The sequence below is a fragment of the Methylosinus sp. is20ea genome, assembly GCF_059718135.1.
The window spans coordinates 1729349-1754810 of the sequence record NZ_AP046088.1; the positions used below are offsets into that span (position 1 = coordinate 1729349).

At 63.1% G+C, this 25462-nt stretch carries 26 protein-coding genes; 10 read left to right on the forward strand and 16 right to left on the reverse strand.

The genetic code is table 11. From position 1 onward, the window contains the following. Positions 1-2: 2 nt before the first annotated feature. Complete coding sequence (locus tag AC6IY7_RS07905) at positions 3-704, reverse strand: response regulator transcription factor (protein ID WP_159731728.1); 702 nt, start codon at positions 702-704, stop codon at positions 3-5. 855 nt (positions 705-1559) lie between these two features. Here AC6IY7_RS07905 and AC6IY7_RS07910 point away from each other — a divergent pair. Next, positions 1560-3281: a hypothetical protein gene (locus AC6IY7_RS07910; protein WP_497782510.1), complete on the forward strand. Its 1722-nt coding sequence runs from the start codon at positions 1560-1562 to the stop codon at positions 3279-3281. 68 nt (positions 3282-3349) lie between these two features. Here the strand turns inward: AC6IY7_RS07910 and glpK are convergent, their stop codons facing one another. The 3 genes from glpK to AC6IY7_RS07925 form a co-directional block, all read right to left on the reverse strand. After that, positions 3350-4831: a glycerol kinase GlpK gene (glpK, locus tag AC6IY7_RS07915; RefSeq protein ID WP_497782511.1), complete on the reverse strand. Its 1482-nt coding sequence runs from the start codon at positions 4829-4831 to the stop codon at positions 3350-3352. A 46-nt stretch (positions 4832-4877) separates the two neighbouring features. Continuing rightward, positions 4878-6371: a glycerol-3-phosphate dehydrogenase gene (locus tag AC6IY7_RS07920; protein WP_497782512.1), complete on the reverse strand. Its 1494-nt coding sequence runs from the start codon at positions 6369-6371 to the stop codon at positions 4878-4880. A gap of 122 nt (positions 6372-6493) precedes the next feature. Beyond that, positions 6494-7822 (reverse strand): DEAD/DEAH box helicase, encoded by a 1329-nt coding sequence (locus AC6IY7_RS07925; protein WP_497782513.1) that lies wholly within the window; start codon positions 7820-7822, stop codon positions 6494-6496. A gap of 361 nt (positions 7823-8183) precedes the next feature. Here AC6IY7_RS07925 and AC6IY7_RS07930 point away from each other — a divergent pair, with 361 nt between their 5' ends. Both AC6IY7_RS07930 and AC6IY7_RS07935 read left to right on the forward strand, forming a co-directional pair. Next, entirely contained in the window at positions 8184-8666 is a 483-nt protein-coding gene (locus tag AC6IY7_RS07930; RefSeq protein WP_497782514.1) for a tellurite resistance TerB family protein, read from the forward strand. A 4-nt stretch (positions 8667-8670) separates the two neighbouring features. Beyond that, the gene (locus AC6IY7_RS07935; RefSeq protein WP_497782515.1) at positions 8671-9465 is read left to right on the forward strand and encodes an SDR family NAD(P)-dependent oxidoreductase; all 795 of its coding nucleotides are present in this window, start codon (positions 8671-8673) and stop codon (positions 9463-9465) included. Between the two features lie 79 nt (positions 9466-9544). On the opposite strand, the gene rpmF is transcribed toward AC6IY7_RS07935, so the two are convergent. Continuing rightward, positions 9545-9733, reverse strand: a complete 189-nt coding sequence (rpmF, locus tag AC6IY7_RS07940) for a 50S ribosomal protein L32 (protein WP_024878183.1) — start codon at positions 9731-9733, stop codon at positions 9545-9547. Positions 9734-9991: 258 nt separating this feature from the next. On the opposite strand from rpmF, the gene AC6IY7_RS07945 reads away from it, so the two are divergent. Further along, a complete protein-coding gene (locus tag AC6IY7_RS07945) occupies positions 9992-10432 on the forward strand; it encodes an Hsp20 family protein (RefSeq protein ID WP_497782516.1) in 441 nt (146 codons plus the stop codon). A gap of 52 nt (positions 10433-10484) precedes the next feature. Here AC6IY7_RS07945 and AC6IY7_RS07950 read toward each other — a convergent pair whose 3' ends face one another. Continuing rightward, the gene (locus tag AC6IY7_RS07950) at positions 10485-11621 is read right to left on the reverse strand and encodes a ceramide glucosyltransferase (protein WP_497782517.1); all 1137 of its coding nucleotides are present in this window, start codon (positions 11619-11621) and stop codon (positions 10485-10487) included. Positions 11622-11637: 16 nt separating this feature from the next. Then, on the reverse strand, positions 11638-11835 hold the full coding sequence (locus tag AC6IY7_RS07955) for a hypothetical protein (RefSeq protein ID WP_497782518.1): 198 nt from the start codon (positions 11833-11835) through the stop codon (positions 11638-11640). Between AC6IY7_RS07955 and AC6IY7_RS07960 the strand changes: the two genes are divergently transcribed. Beyond that, on the forward strand, positions 11834-13180 hold the full coding sequence (locus AC6IY7_RS07960) for a glutamate--tRNA ligase (RefSeq protein ID WP_497782519.1): 1347 nt from the start codon (positions 11834-11836) through the stop codon (positions 13178-13180). The genes AC6IY7_RS07955 and AC6IY7_RS07960 overlap by 2 nt on opposite strands. 24 nt (positions 13181-13204) lie before the next feature. On the opposite strand, the gene AC6IY7_RS07965 is transcribed toward AC6IY7_RS07960, so the two are convergent. Beyond that, complete coding sequence (locus tag AC6IY7_RS07965; RefSeq protein ID WP_497782520.1) at positions 13205-13546, reverse strand: hypothetical protein; 342 nt, start codon at positions 13544-13546, stop codon at positions 13205-13207. A 113-nt stretch (positions 13547-13659) separates the two neighbouring features. On the opposite strand from AC6IY7_RS07965, the gene AC6IY7_RS07970 reads away from it, so the two are divergent. From AC6IY7_RS07970 to AC6IY7_RS07980, 3 genes are all read left to right on the forward strand, one after another. Beyond that, a complete protein-coding gene (locus AC6IY7_RS07970) occupies positions 13660-14316 on the forward strand; it encodes a MarR family winged helix-turn-helix transcriptional regulator (protein WP_497782521.1) in 657 nt (218 codons plus the stop codon). 144 nt (positions 14317-14460) lie between these two features. Further along, a complete protein-coding gene (locus tag AC6IY7_RS07975; protein ID WP_497782522.1) occupies positions 14461-14697 on the forward strand; it encodes a thioredoxin domain-containing protein in 237 nt (78 codons plus the stop codon). A 98-nt stretch (positions 14698-14795) separates the two neighbouring features. Further along, a complete protein-coding gene (locus AC6IY7_RS07980) occupies positions 14796-15485 on the forward strand; it encodes an MOSC domain-containing protein (RefSeq protein ID WP_497782807.1) in 690 nt (229 codons plus the stop codon). Between the two features lie 3 nt (positions 15486-15488). On the opposite strand, the gene AC6IY7_RS07985 is transcribed toward AC6IY7_RS07980, so the two are convergent. Beyond that, positions 15489-16166, reverse strand: a complete 678-nt coding sequence (locus AC6IY7_RS07985) for a DUF938 domain-containing protein (RefSeq protein ID WP_497782523.1) — start codon at positions 16164-16166, stop codon at positions 15489-15491. A 66-nt stretch (positions 16167-16232) separates the two neighbouring features. Beyond that, on the reverse strand, positions 16233-17276 hold the full coding sequence (locus AC6IY7_RS07990) for an alpha/beta fold hydrolase (protein ID WP_497782524.1): 1044 nt from the start codon (positions 17274-17276) through the stop codon (positions 16233-16235). A 212-nt stretch (positions 17277-17488) separates the two neighbouring features. Here AC6IY7_RS07990 and AC6IY7_RS07995 point away from each other — a divergent pair, with 212 nt between their 5' ends. Next, entirely contained in the window at positions 17489-17797 is a 309-nt protein-coding gene (locus tag AC6IY7_RS07995; RefSeq protein ID WP_497782525.1) for a YdhR family protein, read from the forward strand. On the opposite strand, the gene AC6IY7_RS08000 is transcribed toward AC6IY7_RS07995, so the two are convergent. The 6 genes from AC6IY7_RS08000 to AC6IY7_RS08025 form a co-directional block, all read right to left on the reverse strand. Beyond that, on the reverse strand, positions 17791-19359 hold the full coding sequence (locus AC6IY7_RS08000; protein ID WP_497782526.1) for a phytoene desaturase family protein: 1569 nt from the start codon (positions 19357-19359) through the stop codon (positions 17791-17793). The two genes, AC6IY7_RS07995 and AC6IY7_RS08000, sit on opposite strands and share 7 nt — an antisense overlap. Positions 19360-19439: 80 nt before the next feature. Further along, positions 19440-20861: a hypothetical protein gene (locus tag AC6IY7_RS08005; protein WP_497782527.1), complete on the reverse strand. Its 1422-nt coding sequence runs from the start codon at positions 20859-20861 to the stop codon at positions 19440-19442. Between the two features lie 139 nt (positions 20862-21000). After that, a complete protein-coding gene (locus AC6IY7_RS08010; RefSeq protein ID WP_497782528.1) occupies positions 21001-21714 on the reverse strand; it encodes a glycosyltransferase family protein in 714 nt (237 codons plus the stop codon). Next, positions 21714-23210, reverse strand: coding sequence for a glycosyltransferase family 2 protein (locus tag AC6IY7_RS08015; RefSeq protein WP_497782529.1), 1497 nt, complete (start codon positions 23208-23210; stop codon positions 21714-21716). Before AC6IY7_RS08015 ends, AC6IY7_RS08010 begins: the two co-directional genes overlap by 1 nt. 46 nt (positions 23211-23256) lie before the next feature. Further along, positions 23257-23901, reverse strand: a complete 645-nt coding sequence (locus tag AC6IY7_RS08020; protein ID WP_497782530.1) for an HAD family hydrolase — start codon at positions 23899-23901, stop codon at positions 23257-23259. A 45-nt stretch (positions 23902-23946) separates the two neighbouring features. After that, on the reverse strand, positions 23947-24645 hold the full coding sequence (locus tag AC6IY7_RS08025) for a PI-PLC domain-containing protein (RefSeq protein WP_497782531.1): 699 nt from the start codon (positions 24643-24645) through the stop codon (positions 23947-23949). 243 nt (positions 24646-24888) lie between these two features. On the opposite strand from AC6IY7_RS08025, the gene msrB reads away from it, so the two are divergent. Then, complete coding sequence (msrB, locus tag AC6IY7_RS08030; protein ID WP_497782532.1) at positions 24889-25305, forward strand: peptide-methionine (R)-S-oxide reductase MsrB; 417 nt, start codon at positions 24889-24891, stop codon at positions 25303-25305. Positions 25306-25462: the final 157 nt, after the last annotated feature.

Genomic DNA, 25462 nt, shown 5'->3' on the forward strand with positions numbered 1-25462 from the left:
CGTTATTGCGCTTCCTTGAATCGATAGCCGACGCCATACAGAGTTTCGATCATCTCGAACTCATTGTCGACGACCTTGAATTTTTTGCGCAGCCGCTTGATGTGGCTGTCGATGGTGCGATCGTCGACATAGACCTGATCGTCATAGGCGGCGTCCATCAGCGCATTGCGGCTCTTCACCACGCCGGGGCGCTGCGCCAGCGCTTGCAGGATGAGGAATTCCGTGACCGTGAGCACGACCGGATCGCCGCGCCAGGTGCAGGTGTGGCGCTCCGGGTCCATGACCAGCGCGCCGCGCTCCAGCACCTTGGCCTCGGACTCCTTCTGCGCGGCGGCCTCCTTGGGATTGGCGCGGCGCAGGATCGCCTTCACGCGCTCCACCAGCAGGCGCTGCGAGAAGGGCTTATGGATGAAATCGTCGGCGCCCATTTTGAGGCCGAACAATTCGTCGATCTCCTCGTCCTTGGAGGTGAGGAAGATCACCGGAAGGTCGGATTTCTGCCGCAGGCGGCGCAGCAGCTCCATCCCGTCCATGCGCGGCATCTTTATGTCGAAAATGGCGAGGTCCGGCGGATTGGCGCGCAGACCGTCGAGCGCAGCAGCGCCATCGGTATAGGTCTGAACGCGGTAGCCCTCGCCTTCCAGAGCGATCGAGACGGAGGTCAGAATATTGCGGTCGTCGTCGACGAGAGCGATTGTCGGCATCTTCAACCTTTACTGTTACGTCCGATGTCGGGCTCGATGTTCGAATCGAGAGGCGTGAGCTTGTCTTGCGCCCACGCTGCGACTCGTCGTTATCGGCGGCTCGTCTGACCGCGCCGCTTTCGGAACATCGCCGTTCGGCCGCCACGTTCGAGCGCGTTGGCGGCCGAAATGTGGCTGGCCTCGGCCATTCGCATGACGCCGGCCGAAACAGGGCCGACGTTCCGCTTCGTGTCGCCTTATATACATAATCGCGACACAAATCACCTACCGCCGTGACAGGGACGAATCGCCGCGGAAACACCAGCGAAGCCTTCGCTCGCGCGGCAGCCGTAAAGCGTCGAAAATTTCGATAAAAAGCAAGATGTTGCCGGGGCGTCCGCGGCCGTGCGGCGCAGAGCGCGCCGATCGCGCCGCCGCGAGCGCGGGCGGTCGCCCGAAAAAGCGACGCTCGCGCATCGATTCGTCGCGCATGGCTTCGCCGCGCACGATTCGACGACGCATTCGATTCGCGATGCTTTCCAGATCGCGCTGCGCAGGCGACGCTCGCGTCGCCTTTAGCGCATGTCGCGCGCGGGAACGTCGGTATGCGGCGCAACGCGAGTCCGCGCAGCCATTCCCTCGGTCGTCGATTCGTCATAGCCTGCACGTAGCATCACGACGCCGAGCGAATCGGCCGCGCGCCGGCATTGACCGCGCGCATTCGCGTCGCGTGCGATTTTATCACCTCTTCGTTTTCGACAGTGATCATGGCGTCGCGCCGCACAGCGTTTCGGCTGCTTCCTGCGGGCCGTCTCGGCGATGCTCGCCGGTTCGCCCTATTCATCGGCGCGGCGCCGTCCAGAGGGATCGGCGCAAATGATACTTTTCCATCCTCAATGTCGGGCGGCGCTCGTGCGCGGCTCGCTCGCGATCGCGTTCTTCGCCGATTCGACGAACTGGGCTCGCGCCAGCGAAGAGGAGTTGCGCGCCGAGGTTCGCGCGCTCGTCGAGCGCTTGCACAAGCTAGAGGCCCGGCTCGACAAGACCCAGAAGACCGCGCAAGCCGATAAGAAAAAAGAGAAGGAGGAGAAGCAGAAAGAAAAAGAGAAGAAGGAGGAGGCCGAAAAGAAAGGGCCCGACAATTTTCGTTTTCGAGGGATCACGATCACGCCCGGCGGCTTCATCGCGCTCGAAAGCGTCTGGCGCAGCCGTTGGATCGGCGCGGACGTCAACACGCCGTTTCAGAATATTCCCTATAATTTCTTCGCGACCGCGCATTCGAGCGAGTTCCGCTTCAGCGCGCGACAGAGCCGCTTGTCGATGCTGGTGAAGGGCGACATCGATCCTCTCACCAAGATCACCGGCTATGTCGAAACCGATTTTCTCGGCGCGGCGCAGACCGCCAATTCGAACGAGAGCAATTCCTATAATCTGCGCTTGCGACAGATGTATGCGAATATCGATTGGGAGTCGTTCGGCGCGCATTTCATGGCGGGACAGGCCTGGTCGCTCGTGACGTTGAACAGGATCGGCATCAAGCCCGACACGACGGTTCAGCCGTTGACCATCGATGCGCAATATGTCCCCGGCTACACTTGGGCGCGGCAGCCGGGCATGCGCCTCACCGTGGATTTCAACAAGGAGCTCTGGCTGTCGCTGGCGGCCGAGGGCGCCGCGACGACATTCGCCGGCTATGGCTCCCTGCCGCCGGGAGTCTTCGGCACGACCGCGCTGCCGTTGCAAAATCCGATCCTGTTCGGACAAGCTGCGGGCGGCGGACTCTTCAACGTCGTGAACAGCTATTCGCTCAATCGCGCTCCCGATCTCATCGGCAAGGCCGCATGGGACGCCAAACTCGGCGACCGCATCGTGCATGTGGAGGGTTTCGGCCTGATGCGAAATTTCACCACACGCGCCTATTGGGGCAATCGCAGCGCCTGGGGGGGCGGATTCGGGGGCGGCGTCTTCGTGCCGGTCGTTCCCGACTTGCTCGACTTCCAGGTCTCCGGCGCGGCTGGTCACGGCATCGGCCGCTACGGCGCCGGGCAGCTCGCGGACGCCACATGGTCGATCTACGACGGCGGCCCGTTGCCGATCAACGAACGCATGATTCTCATCGGCGGCGTGCTGCATCCGAGGCCCGACTTGGACATCTACGCCTATGCGGGCGGCGAGTTCACGAGCCGCAATCCGCAATATGCGGCCATACCGGGAAATGTGATTTTCGGCGGCTTCGCCAATCCTTATTTCAACAATCTCGGCTGCAACATAGAGAATGATCAGCTATTGGCGGTCGCGGCCGGGCAGCCGGTTTTCCTGCCCGGCGGCACGGCGGCCAATATTCCGCTCGGCGGAGCCTTCTCTTGCGCCGGAATCATCAAAGACGTTCGACAGGTCACCGGCGGCTTCTGGCACACTTTTTACGAAGGGCAATTCGGCAAGGTGCGCGGCGGCGTGCAATATTCCTACACGATCAAGGACGGCTTTTCCGGCATCGGCGGCGCGCCGCAGGCGCGCGACAGCATGGTCTTCACCAGCTTCCGTTACTATCCCTTCGAGGGCAAGGCGCCGACGATTCCGGTGCTCGCAAAATTCTAGAGCGCTTTCCGATCGAACGGAATCGTTCGATCGATCAGAATTCGCTCCCGAACAGAAAATCGCGCGCGTCACTCCGTCCAATCGAGCGAGCGCGTCACCGCCTTCGCCCATTTGGCGATGCGGCGCTCGCGTTCCTCCTGCGACATCGCCGGGCTCCATCGCTTCTCGGCGCGCCAATGCGCGGCGATCTCCTGCGCGCCGCTCCAGAAGCCCGTGGCGAGTCCCGCGGCATAAGCGGCGCCGAGAGCCGTCGTCTCAATGCAGCGCGGCCGCACCACCGGCGCCGCGAGAATATCCGCCTGGAACTGCATCAGCAGCTCATTCACCGCCATGCCGCCGTCGACGCGCAGCTCCTCGAGCGCGACGCCGGAATCGGCCGCCATCGCCGCGACGACGTCGAGCGTTTGAAAGGCGACAGCCTCCAGCGCGGCGCGCGCGATATGCGCTTTCGTCGAGAAGCGCGTGAGCCCGGCGATCACCCCGCGCGCGCTCTCGCGCCAATAGGGCGCATAGAGTCCCGAGAATGCGGGCGCGAAATAGACGTCGCCATTGTCGGGAACGCTGGCCGCGAGCTGTTCTATGTCCGCGCTCTTCTCGATGAGTCCGAGATTGTCGCGCAGCCATTGCACCAGCGCGCCGGCGATGGCGACAGAGCCCTCGAGCGCATAGACGGGCTTTGCGTCGCCGAGCTTATAGGCGAGCGTCGTGAGCAGGCCCTTGGTGGAGAGACGCGGCGTCTCGCCGATGTTCATCAACAGAAAGCAGCCTGTGCCATAGGTGTTTTTCGCGTCGCCGGGAGAAAAGCAGGCCTGGCCGATCAGCGCCGCATGCTGATCGCCGAGCGCGCCCGCGAGAGCGACGCCTTCGAGCGGCGCGCGGCAGGAACAATAGATCTCGCTCGACGAGCAAATCTCCGGCAGGCAGGCGCGTGGAATATCGAAGAGCGCGAGCAGCTCCTCGTCCCATTGCAGCGTCGCGAGATTCATCAGCTGCGTGCGCGCGGCGTTGGTCGCGTCGGTGAAATGGCGGCCGGAGAGATTCCAGGCGATCCATGAATCCATCGTGCCGAACAGCGCCTCGCCGGCCGCCGCCTTCGCGCGCGCGCCGGGAATGTTCTCGAGCAGCCAGACGAGCTTCAGGCTCGAGAAATAGGTGGAGAGCGGCAGGCCCGTCTTGGCGCGCAATCGATCCTTGCCGCCCTGCGCGGAAAAGCGCGCGACCAGCGCATCGGTGCGCGTGTCCATCCAGACGATCGCGTTGTGCAGCGGCGCGCCTGTCCGGCGGTCCCAGAGCAGCGTCGTCTCACGCTGATTGGCGATACCGACGCAGGTTAGATCGGCGGGAGAAAGCCCCGCCTTCGCCAGCGCGCCGGCGATGACGTCGCGCGTGTTGCGCCAGATTTCTGTCGCGTCATGCTCGACCCAGCCGGGACGCGGGTAGATTTGCGCATGCGCGCGCTGGTCGAGCGCGACGATCTCTCCCTCGTGATCGAAGACGATGAAGCGAGAGCTCGTCGTGCCCTGATCGATCGCGCCGACATATCTGGTCATGATCGTCTCCGCCTTGCTCGTCTTTCGTGTCTCGGTGGTGCCGGCGTCACGCGGCGCCGCGCGGCATGAGGGCGCGCGCGAGCGCCTCCGTCTGCGCGGCGTCGAAGCGCAGGCCGAGCTTGGAGCGCCGCCACAGCACGTCCTCCGCCGTGCGCGCCCATTCCTGCGCGCGGAGATAATCGAGCTCCGCCTCGGTCAGGCCGCAGCCGATCTCGGCGCCGAGATCGGCGAGAGATTTCGCCGGCTCGAGAAAGCGCCAGAGCCGCGTCCCATAGGCGCCCGCCAGCCGGCGCGCGAGGCGGGGCTCGAGAAAAGGCTTGGCGCGAATCACATCGGCGAGAAAGGCGTCGAAGCCGCCGGGGCCGAGGTCGCCGCCCGGCAGAACGGCGCCGCCGGTCCAGGCCGCGCGCATATGCGGAAAGAAAGGCGCGAGCGTATCCAGCGCATGTTCGGCGAGGCGCCGCGCGGTGGTGATCTTGCCGCCGAAGATCGACAGCGCCGGCGCGGCGCCGCCCTCGACGTCGAGATCGAAAGCATAGTGGCGCGTGACGACGGAGGCCTCGAGCGAGCCGTCGTCAAAGAGCGGGCGCAGGCCCGAATAGCTCCAGACGACATCGCTGCGCGCGATCTTCCGGCGGAAGAAATGATCGATCGCCGCGAGCAGATAATCGGTCTCCTCCGCGCTGATCGCGACGGGCCCAGGCGCGCCGGGGAAGGGAATGTCGGTCGTGCCGACGAGGGTGAAATCCTCTTCGAAGGGAATGGCGAAGATGATGCGCTTGTCCGGACGCTGCAGCATATAGGCCTGCGCGCCCTCATAGAGCCTGCGCGTGACGATATGCGAGCCTTTGACCAGCCGCACATGCTTGCGCGAGCTGAGGCCGAGGCGCTGCCCCAGCGTCTCCGAGACCCAGGGCCCGGAGGCGTTGACCAGCACGCGGGCGCGGATCTCTTCCAGCCTTCCATCGGCGTCGGCGACGCTGGCGATCCATTGCGCGCCGTCCCGCCGCGCGCCGACGAGCTTCGCGCCGACGCGAATATCGGCGCCGCGTTCGAAAGCGTCGATCGCCTCCAGCGCGACGAGCCGCGAATCATCGACCCGACAATCATAATAGGAGAAGCCGAGGCGATGATCGGCCGTGAGCGGCGCGCCGAAAGGCGTTCCGTCGAGCAGGACCGTCGCCGAGCCGGGGATGCGCTCGCGCCGTGCGAGATGGTCGTAGAGAAAGAGCCCGAGCCGCACCAGCCAGGCGGGGCGGATCGAGCGCTCATGCGGCAGGATGAATTGCAGCGGATGAATGATATGCGGCGCGGCGGCGAGCAGCAGCTCGCGCTCGGCCAGCGCCTCATGCACGAGGCGGAATTCACAGTGCTCGAGATAGCGCAGGCCGCCATGGACGAGCTTGGTCGAGGCGGAGGAGGTGGCGGCGGCAAGATCCTTCTGCTCGAGCAGAAGGACGCGGAGGCCCCGCCCGGCGGCGTCGCGCGCTATGGCGCAGCCATTGACGCCGCCGCCGACGATGACGAGATCGAAGACCATTGTCGGCTCCCCGCTTCGACTGCGTGAGTTTCGTGTCTTCGTGGTGAAGGAACCACTAAGACACGAAGAGCTTCACGAGAATAAAGCGGAGAGTCGCAGGATTTGCTTACTCGGAGATTTGCTTACTCGGAGGCGAGCGAGCGCGGCGCGGAATGATCCGGCCGACGTCCGCCCGGCTTGCCGGAGCGGCGCTGCTGCTGCTGCGGCGGGCGCGCATGCTCGCCCGGCTTGCCCGGATGACGCGCGGCGCGGCCCGGCTCCTGATGCGTGCGCCTGTGCTCATGCGGACGGCGCGGCGAATCGCTCTCGGCGGCGGCGCCCCCGGCGCTACGGCGGTCGACGACAGCCAGCGTCTGGCGGGTCACGCGCTCGATCTGCTTGAGCAGCGGCTTCTCGCTATTGTCGCAGAGCGAGACGGCGGCGCCCGCAGCGCCGGCGCGCGCGGTGCGGCCGATGCGATGAACATAGGCCTCGGGCGTTTCCGGCAGCTCGAAATTCACCACATGGCTGACGCCGTCTATATCGATGCCGCGCGCGGCGATATCGGTCGCCACCAGCGCGCGCGTGCGCCCGGCGCGGAAGTCCTCGAGCGCGCGTTGGCGCTGATTCTGGCTCTTATTGCCATGAATCGCCGAGGCCCCGACGGCGTTCACCGCGAGATGCTGCGCGACGCGATCGGCGCCGCGCTTCGTGCGCGTGAAGACGATGGCGCGCGAGAAGCTCGGATCGGAAAAGAGCTCGAGCAGAACGTCGCGCTTGGCGGCCCCGTCGACGAGGATCACCCTTTGCGCGACGCGCTCGGCCGTTGTCGCCTCCGGCGTCACGCGCACGGTGACGGGATCGCGCAGCATGTCGTCGGCGAGCGAGGCGATCTCCTTCGGCATGGTCGCCGAGAAGAAGAGATTCTGCCGCTCCTTGGGGAGACGCGAGACGATCTTGCGAATCGGAACGACAAAGCCGAGATCGAGCATATGGTCGGCTTCGTCCAGCACGATCGTCCGCGTCGACTCGAGCCGCATATGGCCGGCGGCGACATGATCGAGCAGGCGGCCGGGCGTCGCGACGAGCACGTCGAGCCCGCCGGCGAGCATTCGGATCTGCGGGCCATGGGCGACGCCGCCGACGATGACGCCGATGTTCATGCGGGCGAAGCGCCCATAGGCGCGGAAGCTTTCGGCGATTTGCGCGGCGAGCTCGCGCGTCGGCGCGAGCACCAGCGCGCGCGTCGTGTTGGGGGCCGGACGGCGGCGCTCGTCGAGCAGCCGTTGCAGGATCGGCAGTGCGAATGCGGCGGTCTTGCCGGTGCCCGTCTGGGCGATGCCGAGCAGGTCTCGGCCTTGGAGAAGCGCGGGAATCGCCTGGGCCTGAATGGGCGTGGGCGTCACATAATCTTCCTGCGCGAGCGCGCGCAGAATGACCTCGGCGAAGCCGAGATCTGCGAAATTGGTCACTGCGTAACTTTCGAAATGGGCGGCATGCGCGCGAAAACGGCTCCCGCGCGTGGCCATGCAGCGATGGATGGGAGACCTGCCCCGCGTATCGGGCCGTCGTCGTGAAGAGGACCCGCTCTACGGCTCCGATCCCCTGTGGGAAGCGATCCACGCGGCCGGAACGAGTCACGCTGCATTGCAGCAACAACGTAGGTAAAGAGAATTCAAAGCATTGTCAATCGCCAATTGCGCAGTTCCTGTCGTCGCGGCGAGTCCGCGGCGCCCGGCGGCGCACAAAGAGGGCGCAGTCGCGGGCTATGCTTCGCGCGCCGGCCGCCATATAGAGCTTGGGACGTCCCCTGACCTCGAGGCCGCGCCTTCCATGCTCGACGCCCTCCGCGCTTTTCTCGACGAAGTCTCCGGCGCCGGGCGGCCGCGGCCGCTCGAGGCGGCCGATTATCGTCTGGCCGCCGTCGCGCTGCTGGTGCATCTCGCTTCCATCGACGGGGAGTTCGACGCCGGCGAGCGCGCATTGCTGCAAAAGCTGGTGGAGAGCCGTTTCGGCCTCGATCACGCCGCCGCCCGCGCGCTCATCGAGGCCGCGGCCGACAGCGAGCGCGAGGCCGTCGACCTCTATCGCTTCACCCAAGTGCTGAAGCGGCTGCTCGACGAGGACGGACGCCGCGCCGTCATCGGCATGTTGTGGGAAATGGCCTATGCCGACGGCGAGGTGCATGAGTTCGAGGAGAATGTGATCTGGCGCGTCGCCGAGCTGCTCGGCGTCTCGACGCGCGATCGCGTCGCGCTGCGTCAGGCCGCGAAGGACGTGGGCAAGCCGGTCCGGCCCGGACCCTGGGGAGGCTAGAGCCATGAGCGACGCCGCGACCACCACAATCGTCACCGGAGCCTCGGACGGCATCGGCCTCGAGCTGGCCAAGCTCTTCGCCCGCAAGGGCCATCATGTGACCTTGGTTGCCCGCCGCCGCGAGCGGCTGGAGGCGCTGGCCGGCGAGATCGAGGCCGCGGGCGCTCCCGAACGGCCGCTGGTCGTCGACCTCGACCTCTGCGAGTCGGGCGCCTGCGAGAGTCTGGCCGAGACGCTGAGCGCGGCCGGGCGCAAGCCGGACATTCTCGTCAACAATGCGGGCTTCGGCCTCGTCGGCCGGGTCGCCGAGCTGGACGCCGCCGAGCAATTGTCGATCGTCGATCTCAATATCCGCGTGCTGACGGCGCTGACCCTGCGCTTTCTGCCCTCGGTCATAGAGGCGCGCGGCGGCATATTGAATGTCGCCTCCGTCGCCTCCTTCATGCCGGGGCCGGGCTTCGCCGTCTATTACGCCAGCAAGGCCTATGTCCGCTCCTTCAGCGAGGCTCTGGCCGAGGAGCTGAAGCCGCATGGCGTGCGCGTCACTGCGCTCTGCCCCGGCCCGGTGCAGACCGGTTTCCAGGCGCGCGCCGGCTTCGACTACAAGGGCGAGATGAAAGCGGTGAAGCCCGCGCTGTTGCCGGCCGAGGAGGTCGCGCGGCAGGGCTATGAGGCGCTGTTCTCCGGCCGGCGCGTCGTGGTGCCGGGGCTCGTCAACAAATTCTTCGTCGCGGCGGGACGCGCGGCGCCGCGCGCGATTCTACTGCCGCTGCTGGCCAAGGCGCAGCAGGCGCGCTGAATAGCAGGCGCATTGAAACGCCGCGAGCCCGACGGCGCTTTCGCGCGTCGGGCTCGCAAATTCCCACCGGCTGAATGGATCAGGCTTCCTGAGCCTTGACCTTCAGCACCTGCCGGCCGCGATAAATGCCGGTCTTGAGGTCGATGTGATGCGGACGGCGCAGCTCGCCCGAATCCTTGTCCTCGACATAGGTCGGCGCTTTGATCGCGTCGGCGGAGCGGCGGAACCCGCGCTTCATCGGGGAGGTTTTTCGCTTCGGAACGGCCATTTGTCTCGATCTCCAACTCCCCGCATCGGGGGCGGGGTGAAAACTCGTGTGGGGCGCATACAACAAATCGGCGCGCATGGCTAGCCTCGACTGGGCCGCCGATCGCTCTCGAGGGCGGCGCTCGGCGGTTCCGCGAAGAGTTTTCGGCGCGTTTCGGCCCCGCTTGATCGCGCTGAGCTTCGGCTCCATATACGCCGCGAGGCGCCGACGCCGGGCCTCGCAATCTTCGCAAGAGAGAAGCGCCGCGAGGGCTTCGACATGGCACGACTGCCGACGCTGAATTCCCCCTTCCTCTTGGGGTTCGACGAGATCGAACGCGCGCTGGACCGCGTCACCCGCTCGGGCTCCGACGGCTATCCCCCCTATAATATAGAAAGGCTGCCGCGCTCGGAGTCCTGCCCGGATCGGCTGCGGCTGACGCTCGCCGTCGCCGGCTTCACGCGCGACCAGCTCGAGATCTCGCTGGAGGAGAGCCAGCTCGTCATTCGCGGCAAGCAGGTGGACGATCGTGAGCGGCAGTTCCTGCATCGCGGCATCGCCGCGCGGCAGTTCCAGCGCGCCTTTCTGCTGGCGGAAGGGATGCAGGTTCTGGGCGCCGATCTCGTCAACGGACTCTTGTCCATCGATCTCGTGCGGCCGGAGCCGGAGCGCGTCATTCGCAAGATCGACATAGCGACGCCGGAGGAGCCGGCGAAATGAAAAAGGGGCGCCTCGCGGCGCCCCTTCGTCTTCGCGGGTCGTGGGGGATGGTTCAGCCGGTCGTCTGCTCTTCCTGGTCGCGCACGGTCATGGCGTTGCCGTGCCAGACGAAATCATCGAAGAGGCAGGCGTCGACAAACATTACCGGCAGCAGAATGTCGCGCGTCAGCAGCGCCAGCGGGCTGCGCCAGGACAGGCGCCAGCCGGCGACGCGGGCCAGGAGACATTCCGCGCCATAGAGCGACGCCAGAATGGCGCCGGCGGTGAGCGCCACATTGGCGTCGAGCAGATGCGCGGCATAGGCGCCCGTCACCACGGGCATGAAGCTGCCATTCATGAACTCCGGCGCGAAATAGGCCGGGAAGGTCACGCGGCGCAGCCGCGCCCAGCGCACATGGCGCGAATAGACCTCGAGCGCGCTGCGATGGCCGAGCGGCTGCTCGAAGGGCATGTCGACGAGCCGCACCTTCATCTTCTGCGCGCGGATGATCTTAGTGGAGGCGGCGTCCTCGGCGATCTCGGCGCCGAGCGCTCTGATGCCGCCGGCGCGCTCCAGCACCTCGCGGCGCCACATCATATTCTTGCCCTGCGCGAAGCCGATGCCGACGGCCTCCGCGCCATATTGCCAGCGCGCCTGGAAGGTGTTGAGGAAGCCGCATTCGACCTCCGCCCAGAAGCCCTTGGGCCGCGAGCCGATCGGCATGGAGATGGACAGCGCCGTGTCCTTGCGGAAGGCGGCGAGCATGGTCTGGATATAGTCCGGCGGCAGCAGCGCGTTGGAGTCGGCGAGCACGACCCAGGAATGGCGCGCGGCGTCCCAGCCCTTCACGCAATTGTTGAGCTTGGGATTGACGCTCACGAAATCATCGCCGACGAGCAGCCGCGCCGGAACCTGCGGATGCGCCGCGATGAGCCGCTCGACCAGCGGAATCACCGGATCATTGGCGCATTGCACGCAGAAGAGGACCTCATAGCTCGGATAATTCAGCGCGAAGGTCGAGCCGAGCGTCTCCTCGCTGAAGGTCTCGAGCCCGCGCAGAGGCCGCACGATGCTGACCGGCGGCGCATGGGCGGGGACGGGCCGGGTGCGGGGACGGGCTTTGCAGCGGAAGGCGGTGATGGCGATGCTGGCGAGGTTGAGCGTGAGCAGCGTCGCGCAGAAGGCGGCGCACACATAGGCGATGATCATGCGTGGTCCCTGCCTGTCACTTGCGGGATTCGAGACGGGCGGCGGCGACGGCCTTGGCCTGCGCCGGCGAGCGGCGACGGCTGCGCAGCCCCGGAGCGGGCCAGACCGATATTCCGCCTGACAACTCGCTCAGCTCTTGGCAAAAGGGGGGCGGCGCGAGAATCTTGTCGCGTCGCGCGGCCCTCGCATTCTCCTCCTGCCGAAGTTTGCTCATGACCACTCCGATCGTTCGCTTCGCGCCTTCGCCGACCGGCCGCATTCATATCGGCAATGCGCGCCCGGCTTTGCTGAACTATCTATACGCCCTCTCCCACCATGGAAGATTCGTGCTGCGATTCGATGACACCGATTTCGCCCGCTCGAGCGAGGAGTTCGCGCAGGCGATCGAGGTCGATCTCGCCTGGCTCGGCGTGCGCCCGGACATGGTGGTCCGCCAGTCGCAGCGCGTTGCGCTCTATGAGGCGGCGTCTGCGCGGCTCCAGGCGGCGGGGCTGCTCTACCCATGCTACGAGACGCCGGAGGAATTGGAGAAGCGCCGCAAATTGCAGCAGGCGCGCGGCCTGCCGCCGGTCTATGACCGCGCCGCGCTGAAGCTTTCGGCCGAGGATCGGGCGCGGCTCGAGGCGGAAGGACGCAAGCCGCATTGGCGCTTCCGGCTGCCGGCGGGCGTCGTCGATTGGCGCGATCTCGTGCGCGGCGATTGCGCGATCGATTGCGCCACGCTCTCCGATCCCGTGCTGCTGCGCGAGGACGGCAGCTTTCTCTACACGCTGCCCTCGGTCGTCGACGACATAGAGCTCGGCGTCACGCATGTGATTCGCGGCGAGGATCATGTGACCAATACGGCGGTGCAGATCCGCCTGTTCCAGGCGCTGGCGCCGGAACGGCCCTATCCCATCTTCGCCCATCACAATCTGCTCGTCGGCGGAACCGGCGAGGCGCTCTCCAAGCGCACGGGCTCGCTCGCCATCGCCTCGCTGCGCGAGGAGGGCTATGAGGCGCTGGCCGTGGCCGCGCTCGCCGTGCTGACCGGCTCGTCGGACAGCGTCCATGCGGTGCGCTCGCTCGCCGATCTCGCGACGTCTTTCGATCTCGCGCATCTCTCGCGCAACGCCGCGCGTTTCGATCCCGCCGATCTCGGCCCGCTCACCCATCGCACTCTGGCGATTCTCGATTGCGACGACGTCCGCGAGCGGCTCGAGGCGCATGACATCGTCGGCTTCAAGGTCGAGCCCTTTTGGCGCGCCGTGCGCGGGAATTTGACGAGCTTCGCCGATGTGCTGGACTGGTGGCGCGTCGTCGAGGGCGAGATCGCGCCCGTCCGCGAGGACGCGGGATTTTTGGCCGAGGCGCTGGCGCTGCTGCCGCCCGAGCCCTGGGACGAGACCACATGGTCGGCCTGGACCAGCGCGGTGAAGGCGGGCGCGGGCCGCAAGGGCAAGGCGCTGTTCCATCCGCTGCGGCTGGCGCTGACGGGCGCCGAGAATGGGCCGGAGCTGTCGCTTCTATTGCCGCTGATCGGCCATGCGCGGGCCGTGGCCCGGCTCTCGGGGGCGTGAGGCAGGCCCCGTTCCGGAGCTATTTCAGAAACACCGCACCTGCGCCTCGGCCTGGGCGCGACGCAGCTCCTCCAGCGCTTCTTTGGCGAGGCGCGAGTTGCGGAACAAGGAGCCGATCTGCCCGGCTTGCTGGTCCATGCTGGCGACGGTCTCCGCCGAAACATAGCGGTCATAGGGAAGAATGGTGGCGACGATGTCGATCGAGCAGGAGCATTGCTCCAACGCTTGCCGCGAATCGCCATTGGCCTTCATGCAGCCGAACACATAATCCGCCCGCGCCGAGGTCGGATAATCATTGAGGTCCGCGGCGTGCGCGGGCAGGGCGGCGGCGAGGGCGAGCAGACAGGCGGCGGCGGGACGGAGCATCGGGGGCGATCCTGCGGTGGGCGAGGGCCCCGATGGCCTAGCGCAAGCGCATGGCGAACCGCAAGCGCGCATGACGCTTGACAAATATAGATAGGATTCCTAATTAAAAACCCATGACGCTTTTCGACGCCATCTCCACTCCGCTGCCGCGCCGCTTGCGCGAGGGGCTCGACCGCATCGCCGCCGCCATGCGCGCCGATGAATGGGGCGTCGCGGAAGAGGCGGGCCTCACGCCGACGCAATTGCACGCGCTCACCTTCATCGCCGGACGCGGCGAGACGGGCCTGCGTCTGCGCGCCGTCGCCGAGCATCTGGGCGTCACCCAGCCGACAGCCACCGATTCCATCGCCGCGCTCGCGCGCAAGGGTCTCGTCGTCAAGCTCACCGACGCGCAGGACAAGCGCGCCGTCGCCATTCGAGTCACCCTGGCCGGCTGCGACGTCGTTCGCGCGATCGGCCTCGCCATGACCTCCGCCGAGCGGGCGCTCGAGAGCTTGACGCCGCCCGAGCAGCAGACGCTGCTCGAGCTCGTCATCAAGACGATCCGCGCCTTGCAGCAGGCCAAAGCCATTCCGCCGCAGCGGCTCTGCGTCACCTGCCGCCATTTCCGGCCCTATGCGCATGAGGATGCGGAGCTTCCGCATCATTGCGCGCTCGTCGACGCGGCCTTCGGCGGCCGCCATTTGCGGCTGGATTGCCCGGAACATGATGCGGCTCCGCCGCCGCTTCTCGAAGAGGCGTGGCGCGTCTTCGAGCGCCGCGCTCCTTAGCCGCCGGAGGGGCCGATGTATCGCAGTTTCTCGAGGCGCAAAGGCATATGGCGCCGCCGCCAGAAGCCGTCGGCGGCCTCGCAGAAGAACGGCTCGCCACATGATTTCGGCGCGCCGAATGCAGGAGAGAGGAGGACCAAGGCCATGGCGAAGAAAGCGACATTCTACCATGCGGGTTGCCCGGTTTGCGCGGATGCCGAGACCGCCTTCGCGCAATCGCTCGACCCGCACGTCTTCGATGTCGAGATCGTCCATCTCGGCGAGAACAAGGCGCGGCTCGGAGAGGCCGAGGCCGCCGGCGTCAAATCCGTGCCCGCCTTCGTTATCGACGGGCGCGCCTATCACATTAATTTCGGCGCGGATCTCGCTGCGCTGAAATAAGCGGGGCGTCCCCCCGCCTACCGATGTCACTTCGACGACTCCGAACTGCCTCGCCGAGCCCTGCTCGCGCGAGGCCTTTTTTAAGCGAGATTGTCATGATGTCCCCGACGATCACCACCATGTTCGCGGCGCCCGCTCTCGTCCCGCTCGGCCCGCGCGACGCGCCGAGCGGCATCGTCAAGATCGCGGCGCCTGCCCCTTGGCGCATTCTGCGCGACGGTCTCGCCGGCGACCATCAGGGCGATCTGCGTCACCACGGCGGCCCGGAAAAGGCGCTGCATCATTATCCGCGCGATCATTACGACGCCTGGGCGAAGGAGGGGCCGGAACTGGTCGAGGCGCTCAGCGCGCCGCCGGTCTTCGGCGAGAATATCTCGACGCTGGGCGTCACGGAGAGCGACGTCTGCATCGGCGACGTCTTCGCCTTCGGTTCGGCGCTGCTGCAGGTGAGCCAGGGGCGCCAGCCCTGCTGGAAGCTCAACGCCCGTTTCGCGCGGCCGGATATGGCGCGCCGCGTGCAGACGAGCGGGCGCACCGGCTGGTATTATCGCGTGCTGCGCGAGGGCGTCGCCGAGCCCGGCGAAAGTCTCGCGCGCGTCGAGCGGCCTCTGCCGGACTGGCCATTGTCGCGGCTCAATGAATTGCTCTATCTGCGCATGCTCGATCGCGACGCGCTGGCGCAAATGGCGCAATTGCATGAGCTCGCGCCCTCCTGGCGCGAGCTCGCCGCGCGCCGTCTCGCGCGCGGCGCCGTGGAGGACTGGTCCTCGCGCCTCGTCGGCGCCTGAGATTCAGGCCCGTCCGAAGACCAGGATGAAATTATTGGCGGGAAGATCGAGGATCTTCTTCAGCGCGATTCCATGCGGCGCCGCCGCCTTCTCGAGATCCTTCACATCCTTCAATCCCCATTCGGAGACCTTGGCGGCGAGAATCTCTTTGTCGAAGGCTTCGTTGGAGGCGGTCGTATAGCCGCCTTCCACCTTGAACGGACCGTAGATCGCGACGAATCCATCCTTCGCCAGCACGCGCGCGGCGAGCTGCGCAATGCCGTTGGCGATGGCGACCGGCGCGACCTGGAACAGATTGACGACGAAGATCACGTCATAGAGGCGATCCTTCGCGTCGGGCCAGCTCTCCGATCTCGTGAGATCGATCTTCAGCGGATCGGCGACATTGGCGTTGCCGGCTTCCGCGCGCTTTTGCTTGATCGTCTCGAAGACATCCGCATCATAATCGGAGGGCTGGAAAAACAGCTCCGAAAAATGCGGCGCGAAATAATTGATGTGGTTGCCCGCGCCGCTCGCCAGCTCGAGCACGTTTCCGCTCTTGGGAAAAATCTCCTTGAACACCTGCAGAATGGGATCGCGATTGCGATTTCCCGCCCAGGCGACATAGGGGCTCAGCGGATAGGGATCGATCGGCGGGCGATCCGCGGGAATGGCGATGGCCTCGGCGGTGCTGTTCGACATTGCGTGCTCCTTGTTTACGCTTGGCTTCCGCTTGGTTTACGCTTGCACAGAGGCTTAGCGCGCGTGTCACGCGGCGAGCAGTTCTCTCAGATGACGATCGACGCTCGCGTTGTAGGCGGGGTCGGCTCCGAACAGAGCGAGATGGCCCCATGGCGACGACACGCGTCGCAACTCGCTCCCCGGGATGAGCTTCTGCTCGGCTTCTATGTCGGCGAGCGGGAAGAATCCGTCTTCGTCGATGGCGATGACGAAGGTCTTGGCGCGCACGCCGCCGAGCGCCGCCGCGAGATCGCCGTTCGTGCTTCGCGACACATCGGCGTCGCGCCATTTGCGCAGCAGCAGGAGCAAATTGTTCGGGTCCTGCGGCAGGAAGTGATTTTCGACAAAGCCGGTGACGAAATCATCCGTCGTCGTGAAGCCCAGCTCCGCAAAGCCGCGCGTGTTGTAGAGCGCCGGCGAGAAGCCGGAGGCCGCGAAGACGCGCGCGTGACGGCGCAGGCCGCGATGAACGCGCGCGGCGCTCTCGTACCAGCCGTCCTCATAGGCGGGATCGGAGGTGATCGCGTCGATGAATGTCTGCACCAGCAGCCGATTATGCGGCGTGCCGCGCGCGAGGCCCGCGATGGGCGCGGCGCGGCGCAGCGCGCCCGGAAAGCGCACCGCCCATTCGTAAGTCTGCTGCGCGCCCATCGAGCCGCCGAGCACGAGAGCGAGGCGCTCGATCCCGAATTTCTCCGTCACCAGACGATGCTGGGCGCGCACATCGTCGGCGATCTCGACCTTCGGAAAGCGCGCCGCGCCGAAAGGCGAGGGCGTATTGCTCGGCGCGCTCGAGAGGCCGGCGCCGATCTGATTGACCAGGATGATGAAGTATTTTTCTGGATCGAGCGCGCGGCCGGCGCCGACATAGGCGAGCTCGAGAATTTTCGACGAGCCGGAATACCAGCTCGGAAACAGCACGGCGTTGTCGCGCGCCGGCGAGAGCTTTCCGAATGTGGCGTAGGCGATGTTCAGGCCGCGAATTTTCTCGCCGCTCAGGAGCTCGAAATCGCCGAGTTCCTCGGTTTCGAACGGGCCATGGGTCTTCTGCGAGTAATAGGCCTCGGTCACGCGTGCCTCCACATCGGGTCGACAGAGGCTGCTAAATCACATCGAAAAGATCAAGATATAAAAATTGGGCAGACGAAATATCATATATAAAACAAAACTGTCATATTGTTCCGCTGACGCCACGGCGAAATATACCGTTGTTAGTCTAGCAGAATTATGATTCTAATTGCGTCGGAATGCGCATGAGGCGCGACAGGCTCGCGGAGGCCGGAATGGGCGAGAAAATATTTCTCTACGCGGAAATCCAAGTGTCGATTCCTTTCGAGCAAATCCCCTGGCGGGAGATCGATATCGCGATGAAGAAAAATCCCGGCATCAAGAGCAAGACCTGGCTCAGCGGGATCAACACCAATACGATCGGCGGCTTCTACGAATTCGACTCGCTGGAGAACGCCAAAGCCTACGCTACCGGCTATCTCGCCGAGGCGGCGCGGCAGCTCGGCGGCTCGCTGACGGTGCGGCTCTACAATGGCGATGTCGTCGCCGAAGCGAGCAAGGCGATCTACTCGCCCTTCTACTGAGATTTCGTGGTCGCGAGGTCCAGGGCCGCGAGTTTCGCGGCCTCGGCTCCCGACAGCATGGTGCCATTGAAGCCGTGCTCGCCGCCGAAGGCGGAAGCGAGATAGAGTCCCGGCAGCGGCGTATGCGGGGTGCGCGGGAAGCCTGCTTCGATGGGGGTCGTCGGCGGCAACGCCGCGTAACCATAGACGGCGCCCGCCGGCGTGCTCAGATAGCCGCGCATGGAATTGGCGGTGAGCAACGTGCGCTCCTGCACCAAGGCCGAGACGCCGGGATAATCGCGCTCGAGCCGCGCCAGCAGCGCATCGAGCCAGAGCTCGCGGCGCTCGCGCGCGGCGTCGCGGTCGACGCCCTCCCAATTGCCGATGCGGTCGAGGCCCAGAACGCTGAGCAGCACCGGCGCCGTCTCCCATAATCCGGAATCGATCGCGCCGAAATTGGCGACGCCGAGCGGCGGCAGCGCGCCCTTCGGCGCGTCGGCGAGCAGGCCGGCGGCGTCATATTGGTCGAAACCCGTCATTCGATCCGGCAGCAGGATGGATGAATAATCGGTGAGGCCGACGGCGGTCGGCGCCGCGCTCAATCCGTAATGAGCGCAGAACAGCGAGGTCGAGAGCTCGCGCGCGCCGAAGGCGGCGTCGAAGGCCGCGCGCGCCGGGCCGGGCAGAAGCTCGCCGACGATATTTGGACCGCAGCCGGCGAGAACCATGCGCGTTTCGACGCGCTCCTCGTCCTCGCCGGTCTTGCGGCTCACATGGCGCACCGCGACGGGCCTGCCGTCGGCGTCGGTCTCGATCGCGCTCGCCGAGCGGCCGAGCCGTACCGAGCCGCCCGCCTTGGTGATCGCCTTGGCGAGCTTGAGGCTCAATTGCCGCGAGCCGCCCTTTATATAGGCGCCGCCGCAGCCGATGTTGGAGCCCTGGGTGAGCGCATAATAGATGAACCACATGCGGCGCGGATCATCGCCGTAATAAAAGAGGTTCGCGCCGAGCGCGCATTTGATCGCCTCGTCCGCGCCGAATTCGCGCGCGAAAACATCGGCGAGTGAGGCGGTCCAATCGGCGGCCGCCGGCGCGCAAGAGGCGAGCCGGCTCGCCGATTTGCCGATCGGCGCAGTCTCGCCGGAAAGGTTCCAGAGCGCGTCCTGGATCGAATCGAGCGATCCGAGGAAACGCTCGATCGCTTTACCCTGCGCGGGAAAGCGCTCGGCGAGCGCGCTCGCCGCGGCGTCGAAACCGGCGGGCAGCGCGAAGGGCTCGGCCAGCGGGCCGCCCCGGACCGTGTAGAGCGGGCCGGTCGAAATCCATTCGATCTGGTCCAATAGGCCGAGCTCGTCGAGGATGCGGCGCTTGGGATCGCGCGGATTGCGCGGGTCGGAGGTCTGGTGGAGCGAGGCTTCGACGGTCAGCCCGCCGACCTTATAGACCGAGGCCGCGCCGCCGAGGCTGAAATTGCGCTCGAGCAGCAGCACGCCATAGCCTCGGCTAGCGAGCAAAGCGCCGGCCGTGAGGCCGCCGAGTCCCGAGCCGATGACCACCGCGTCGTAATGCTTTGCGTCGGACATGCGCGTTCCGCGTCCTTCGTCCATGACATGAGGTCATGATCTAGTGACTTTACAACAGTTCCAAGCAGCCAAAAGCTCTTTTAATGTCTAATCAGCTTTCCTGCGGCTTTTAGCGCTGTGATAAGCGGGCCGACCTTCCCGGCAGCGTTGCTGCCGAGTGAATCCAGCGCTAACTTGATTGCGCTCGGCGACCCATCGGAGTTCTGGCTGTCATCGTTCGGCAAGTCGATTCCCAGTGAGGAGTATGCGGCAATTACATGCTGAATGGATCGGACGTCGTCCGGATACAATTCTAAGAACTCTTTTGAAACGGCACTCAACCTATCGAGATCTCGTACACTTGAAAGGATTGTGATCAGGTAAAACATCTGCTCAAAACCTCTGTGTCCGTTTGCAAAGCTATTGGTCAAAATTTCTCGTGCCTGATCTATTTGTCCCAACAAGAACAGCGAACATCCCTCAAGTTCTAGATAGCTTTCATCGAAGTACGTATTTTTGCACATATGTGATAGACGGATAACATTCTCATATCTTTTGTTGAAATATTCAGTGTAAGCAAAATTAAAAGTTTGCTTAGCAGGCTCAATCGAGATGATTTCCTCGCGACCGGCGATCTGTGTCCAAATGGAAAATTGTTCTAAATAATCGTTGATGTGCGATGTCCACTTTACTTGTAGGCTAAAGAAGTCCAGGCCATCGAAAAAAAGGCCCGCAAATAATCTATCAAAGACGTCGGCCTGCCCGGTCTCGACCGCGATCTCTCGCAAGAATGCGAATTTCGACTGAAAAGCGCTCAGATAATTGGTTGCAAGAGATGGATAAGTCGATCCAAACGCCGCAAAGTCGTAATTTAGAAATCCACCACGGGTATTGGGCGCCCTATATCTGTATCGATGGTCGTGCCGGACGAACGCGTCGTGGATATCGTTCCTCAAGATGTTTGAATATATCAAGTACTCAGGAAATAGATTGTGATGATCTAGCCCGTATAGGCAGCTCAATGATATTGACTTCACAGATTCGGCCGCGCTAGGGGATAGTATAAGTACTCTATCATCAAAAAAGAACGGAATATTAAGAGAGGCCCCTAGAACTAGGGACTTTTCGGAATTATTGCCACGTTTCCAGCATGTCTCTATCAAGTCTATTATTTCAACAAAGTGCTCGGAAGAGTTAATTTTTGCATCAGCCCTCATTCTGATGACGTGCGATTCTTCAATGTGCGCAAGTCCCAATGACAGTTGTTGATGCTGCGCAATAAAGCTCTTTATGTCCCGATTTATCACCGGCTCTATTGGCAATATTTGTCCGCAGTCACAGTAGGTGATCCGCCCACCAGCCTCCAAGGACGCCCATACCGACCCGGCGAGGTAAATTTGATCGCTCCAAGACGAAAATATGATTTTGTCGAAACGGCTCATTGTCGCCACGACACCTTCCGCAATCCACCTAAATTGACCGGGATCCCGAATTTGCCCGGTGATTAGCAGAGAGAGTTTCATCTAGTTCTCGCTTCCTCTACCGCGGAAGGGCGTCGACGTCTCGGGGCTTGATGGTAAGACGCAAGAACGCGGCGTTTCAAGTTGCTATGGAGAGACGGCGTAATCGTTTTATCGCGACCGAACGCAGGTGCGCCTACATCTACATCGCGCCACCGGCGTCGAATTTTATGTCACGCACGTTCTCCACGCCCTCCAAAACCACTCTGAATCCGCTAGAGAGAACACCGTTGAACAGGGGACATACGTAAAACAAGTCATTATACACGACTCGGTCTGCGTTCGCGAGATTGTGGGCCAGAGCGGAGAAGTAAACTGCTGGAGAGGCAAAAAAATAGGTGCCTGCGGATGCATTCTGGGAAATTACACGTTTCTCGGCAGCCTCGACGACCTCCCCCGTCTCATCGGTCCGCAGATAGCTATAGGAGGGCTTGCTGGAAGGAAAAACGAGCGCGGCGGCGCCCACATCCGTTCGGTCGGCGAACAACCGACGAGGATTGAAAGTCGATACATATTCGATATCGACGAGGTCGATACATAACGGCTCATTCATGCTTCTCGTCAGCGCGATCCCGGCTAATGCCGACAAAGCGGCACCCTGTGTCTCTCCAGACAGGAAAACCGTTCTCGCTTTCGGATACCATGCATTCAGCGGCCCGTGCCCGAATCGGCGGCTGACAGACGTGTCGCGCAATACGAAGGTGAGGTCGCATTCGCCCATCAGACAGTTACACAGCCAAGCACGCGTGTCGAGTGTCCGCCGCAGCAATGGCGCGCCGTCGACATCGAGCTCAGCCTTTACATAACCGTCAACGCGCTCAAAATCCGGACCGGCAAGAGGAACCACAACGTGCATCAGCGTGGCCGATGGCTGGAGAGATAAGCATCCAGATCTTCAGGCGTTCCGAGGCCGTGCATCGCGGATTGAGCGACCTCATATACGCCGATTTTGAGGCCTGCTGCGATCATATAGTTGTAGACGGGACACGTGTAGAATTCGTCATTCACACGGTCATTGCGCGCGATCATATCTATGGCCGCGGCGACGAAATCCGCACCGCGTCGAAACAGATAGATTCCGACCGTTGCGAGATCAGAAATCGCTTTCTTTTCCGCGACTTCAACGACAAGTCCATTTTCGTCGACCCGTGCGAAGGACCATTTTGGATTGCGACCTGGATCGCGGAACACTAGAATCGATCCGTCGAGGCCGCGCATAGCGCAGTCGCGGACGAAATCGTCGACGGAAAAATCGACGAGCTGATCGGCATTCGCGACCAACATAGGTTTGTCATCGTCGAAATGCCCTCGGGCCAGGAGCAAAGTGCAGGCGGTACCCTCAGTGGTATTCTCGACTTCATGCAGTTGGTAGCGCCGCCCGATAAAGCTTTCGACGAGCCGGGATTCCGCGAGAATGTGCTCTTTGCGCAATAGGAGATGAACCTGGGCGCCTACCGGCGTTACGTTACGGATGACGTGTTCGATCATGGGTATCCCGAGAACATCGATGAATGGTTTTGGCTTTGCGTAGCCGACTTTCGCGAAGCGACTGCCGAGACCCGCTGCCGGAACCACTACTCGCGTCTGCGCTATAATGGCGTCGCCGCGCGCCAAGTGATCTCGAATAGGCGCCGAGTTCTCGAAGTGGCTAATCCTGTCTGGTGAATAGAAGCTATAATACTCTCGGTCTGAAATAGGAAAATGAGCGACTTTCCCGCCGCTTAATATAATTTCATTAAGGCATGGCGCGATAAAGTATTGGCCGTCGACCTGCGCTTTGTTTTCGATGCTGCGCATCGCCGCCTCGATAAATATGCGAGCTGTTTCGAAGTAATATAGGCCTGCGATGGCGTTGCGGCTGATCACGTTTTTTTCCGCGGCCTGAACGACGCTCCCCACACCGTCGATCGCGACATAGGACCAGCGGGGATGCACACTGTCAAAGGTGATCACGCCTGCCTGCGCGCCGATGTTGCGGAAGCTCGTCAGAGCCGCGGGCAGATCAGTGTCGATAATTTGGTCTCCATTCGCAACCACGACCGGTTTGTCCAAGTCGAGTTGGTCGATAGTGAGTAACGCGGAACACAGCGCGCCCTGTGTCGGCTGCCGCAATGCGACGATCTCGCATTGGCCGTTGGTCAAAAGCCGCAAAGTACGATCGAGCGAAAAGCGCGCGATCTCCTCCTGATGAATGACAAAAAGGAAGCGAGCGTCGAGTTTCAAATTTTTCAGGTTTTCGACCACCCATTCGATCATCGGCCTGCCGCGCACTTCCACCAAGCACTTCGGGAAAAAATAGTGCTCAGGCGGGAAAAATTGGGACTTTCCGGCAAGGGGGACTATGATCTGCATGATCCGTTGCTCGCAATTATATCGGGGGAGGTCAGGCCTTGGCGAGTTATGCCGTGTTGGCTTGAAGCGGTTGACGCTCAGCTATTTCGATGGCCTCACGAATCTTATCATAGCGTACGTCCTCGACCGTACCGATGATCATCAGATGCGCGCCAGACGCGCGCGCGGCTGCGATGCCATGGTCATTGTCTTCGAGGATCAACACCTCATGCGGTTGCAAGCCGAATCTTCCGATGGCGTATTGATACATCTCTGGATCAGGCTTTGCATTCTTGACATCCTCATTAGAAATCATCAGGTCGAGAAGAGGCGCCAAGTTAGATAGCCGCATCATCAACTCAACAGTCTGCCGCACGGAATTTGAACACACGGCGAGCTTCAGATTGTCTCGCTTGAGACGCGACAGCGCGAAACGATGCTGAAAAAGCGGGCGGCATTTTGCCGTCGTGATCTCGACTGTCCGATCCTGCTTCAGCTTATTCACGAAATCATGGAGACCACGCGGAAAGCCGCGACTTTTGCTAAGGATATCGAGCTTGCGGCGCGTAGGCAGGCCATCGAACGTGGCGAGATGAGCGTCATAGTCGATCGCCATCCCGAAAATGCCGAGCACATCGTTCAAAGCATCATAGTGCCAGTCCTTCGCCTCGATCAGAACGCCGTCCATGTCGAATAGAATGGCTTTGATCATCTACTAGAACCCTCTCCCGTTCGCCGATGGGGACGTCGGCGCCCATTATTGAGCCTGATATGCGCTCGATGACGGCAACGCGACGGCTTTAAAGAAATCATTGGCGTCGCCTGGAAGATCGGTGCAAAGCAATATGAGTTCCTGGGCGGTAGGGCTCATCGTTTCGAACGTGCGGCGCCATGCCCGCCATGCGTCGAGATGCGGCTTGCGATGCAACTCCGGGGACACAATTGCGACCTTTTTTCCACCGCCAACGCCGGATAGAATCGTCTCCGGCTCGACAAACGCCCCCTCGAAAACGTCGAGCCAAAAGCCGGAGGCCGCTTCATCGAGGCGTGAACCTGGCTCGTACTCGCTCCGCCGTGTAAAAACAGTCACACCGTGAGACAGATACGATCGTGTGTCTGGAATGGACATGTCGAAAACAAAATATCGGGTGACGCCATGCGCCGCCAGAGCCGCCTGCAGCGGACCGACCAAGCCGTCCGATTTTATGTTGAGCGCCAGTGTCGATGGCGTACCGAAGCTTGAGTAGAGCGCGAGGAAGTCGTCAAACGCGAAAAGTGGCTTCCCCTGCCCCGTCCGCGGCATGTCATGACTAATGACGAGCGCTCCGTCACAATCGCGAACGTCTGTCTCGACGCCGAATCCAGCCGCGAAGGCGCGCTGCATCGCAACGGCCGAATTTTTTTCTTCCGGTGAGCACCACCAGCCACGATGTGCCAAAATATGCATTTCAAACATTTATCTCGATTCCGCCGGCAATGGCAAGGGGCTGATGGCCTTTCGAGCGTCGCTTCTGGATGCGCGGGAGGGTATAACGATTTTGACGTTCGAACGGGGGGGCGGGGGCCTCTCGAACTGTTCGAAGGTTCGAACGAGTCTATAGAGCGGCTTTGGGGGGCTCCATCCCTTGCGGCTCTACGTCGCGGGCCAATTTTGTGCTATTTCCGGTTCGGCCGATGCAAGTTGTCGAGGAGGACCGCCATGGGCGAACCGGAACCCAAGGCCCAGCATTTTCCCATCACCCACAGCGAGGACGAATGGCGCGCGCGCCTCACCCCGGAGCAATATGCCGTCATGCGGGAGCATGGCACCGAGCGTCCCGGGAGTTGCGCGCTCGACAATGAGAAGCGCCCTGGCGTCTTCGTCTGCGCGGGATGCGATCAGCCGCTGTTCGCGACGCGCCAGAAATTCTCCAGCGGCACGGGCTGGCCGAGCTTCTTCGATCCCCTCGACGGCGCTATCGCCGTCTCGGTCGACCATGCCTATGGCATGACTCGCACCGAGGTGCATTGCAGCCGCTGCGGCTCGCATCTCGGCCATGTGTTTCCCGATGGACCGCCGCCCACCGGCCTTCGCTATTGCATCAATGGCGTGGCGCTGACTTTTTTTCCGGAGTGACGAAAGGGTGGGTGCCGGCCCATACGTCGAGCGACCCTTCCCTCCCCCGCTCGAAGGGGTACGGGTAGGGAGAGGACGGCGCACGCCGCTAGATCGATCACGCCTTTCAGGCGGCCTCGAATTCCTAATTCAAAAGCACAGTCGCATCATTGTATTG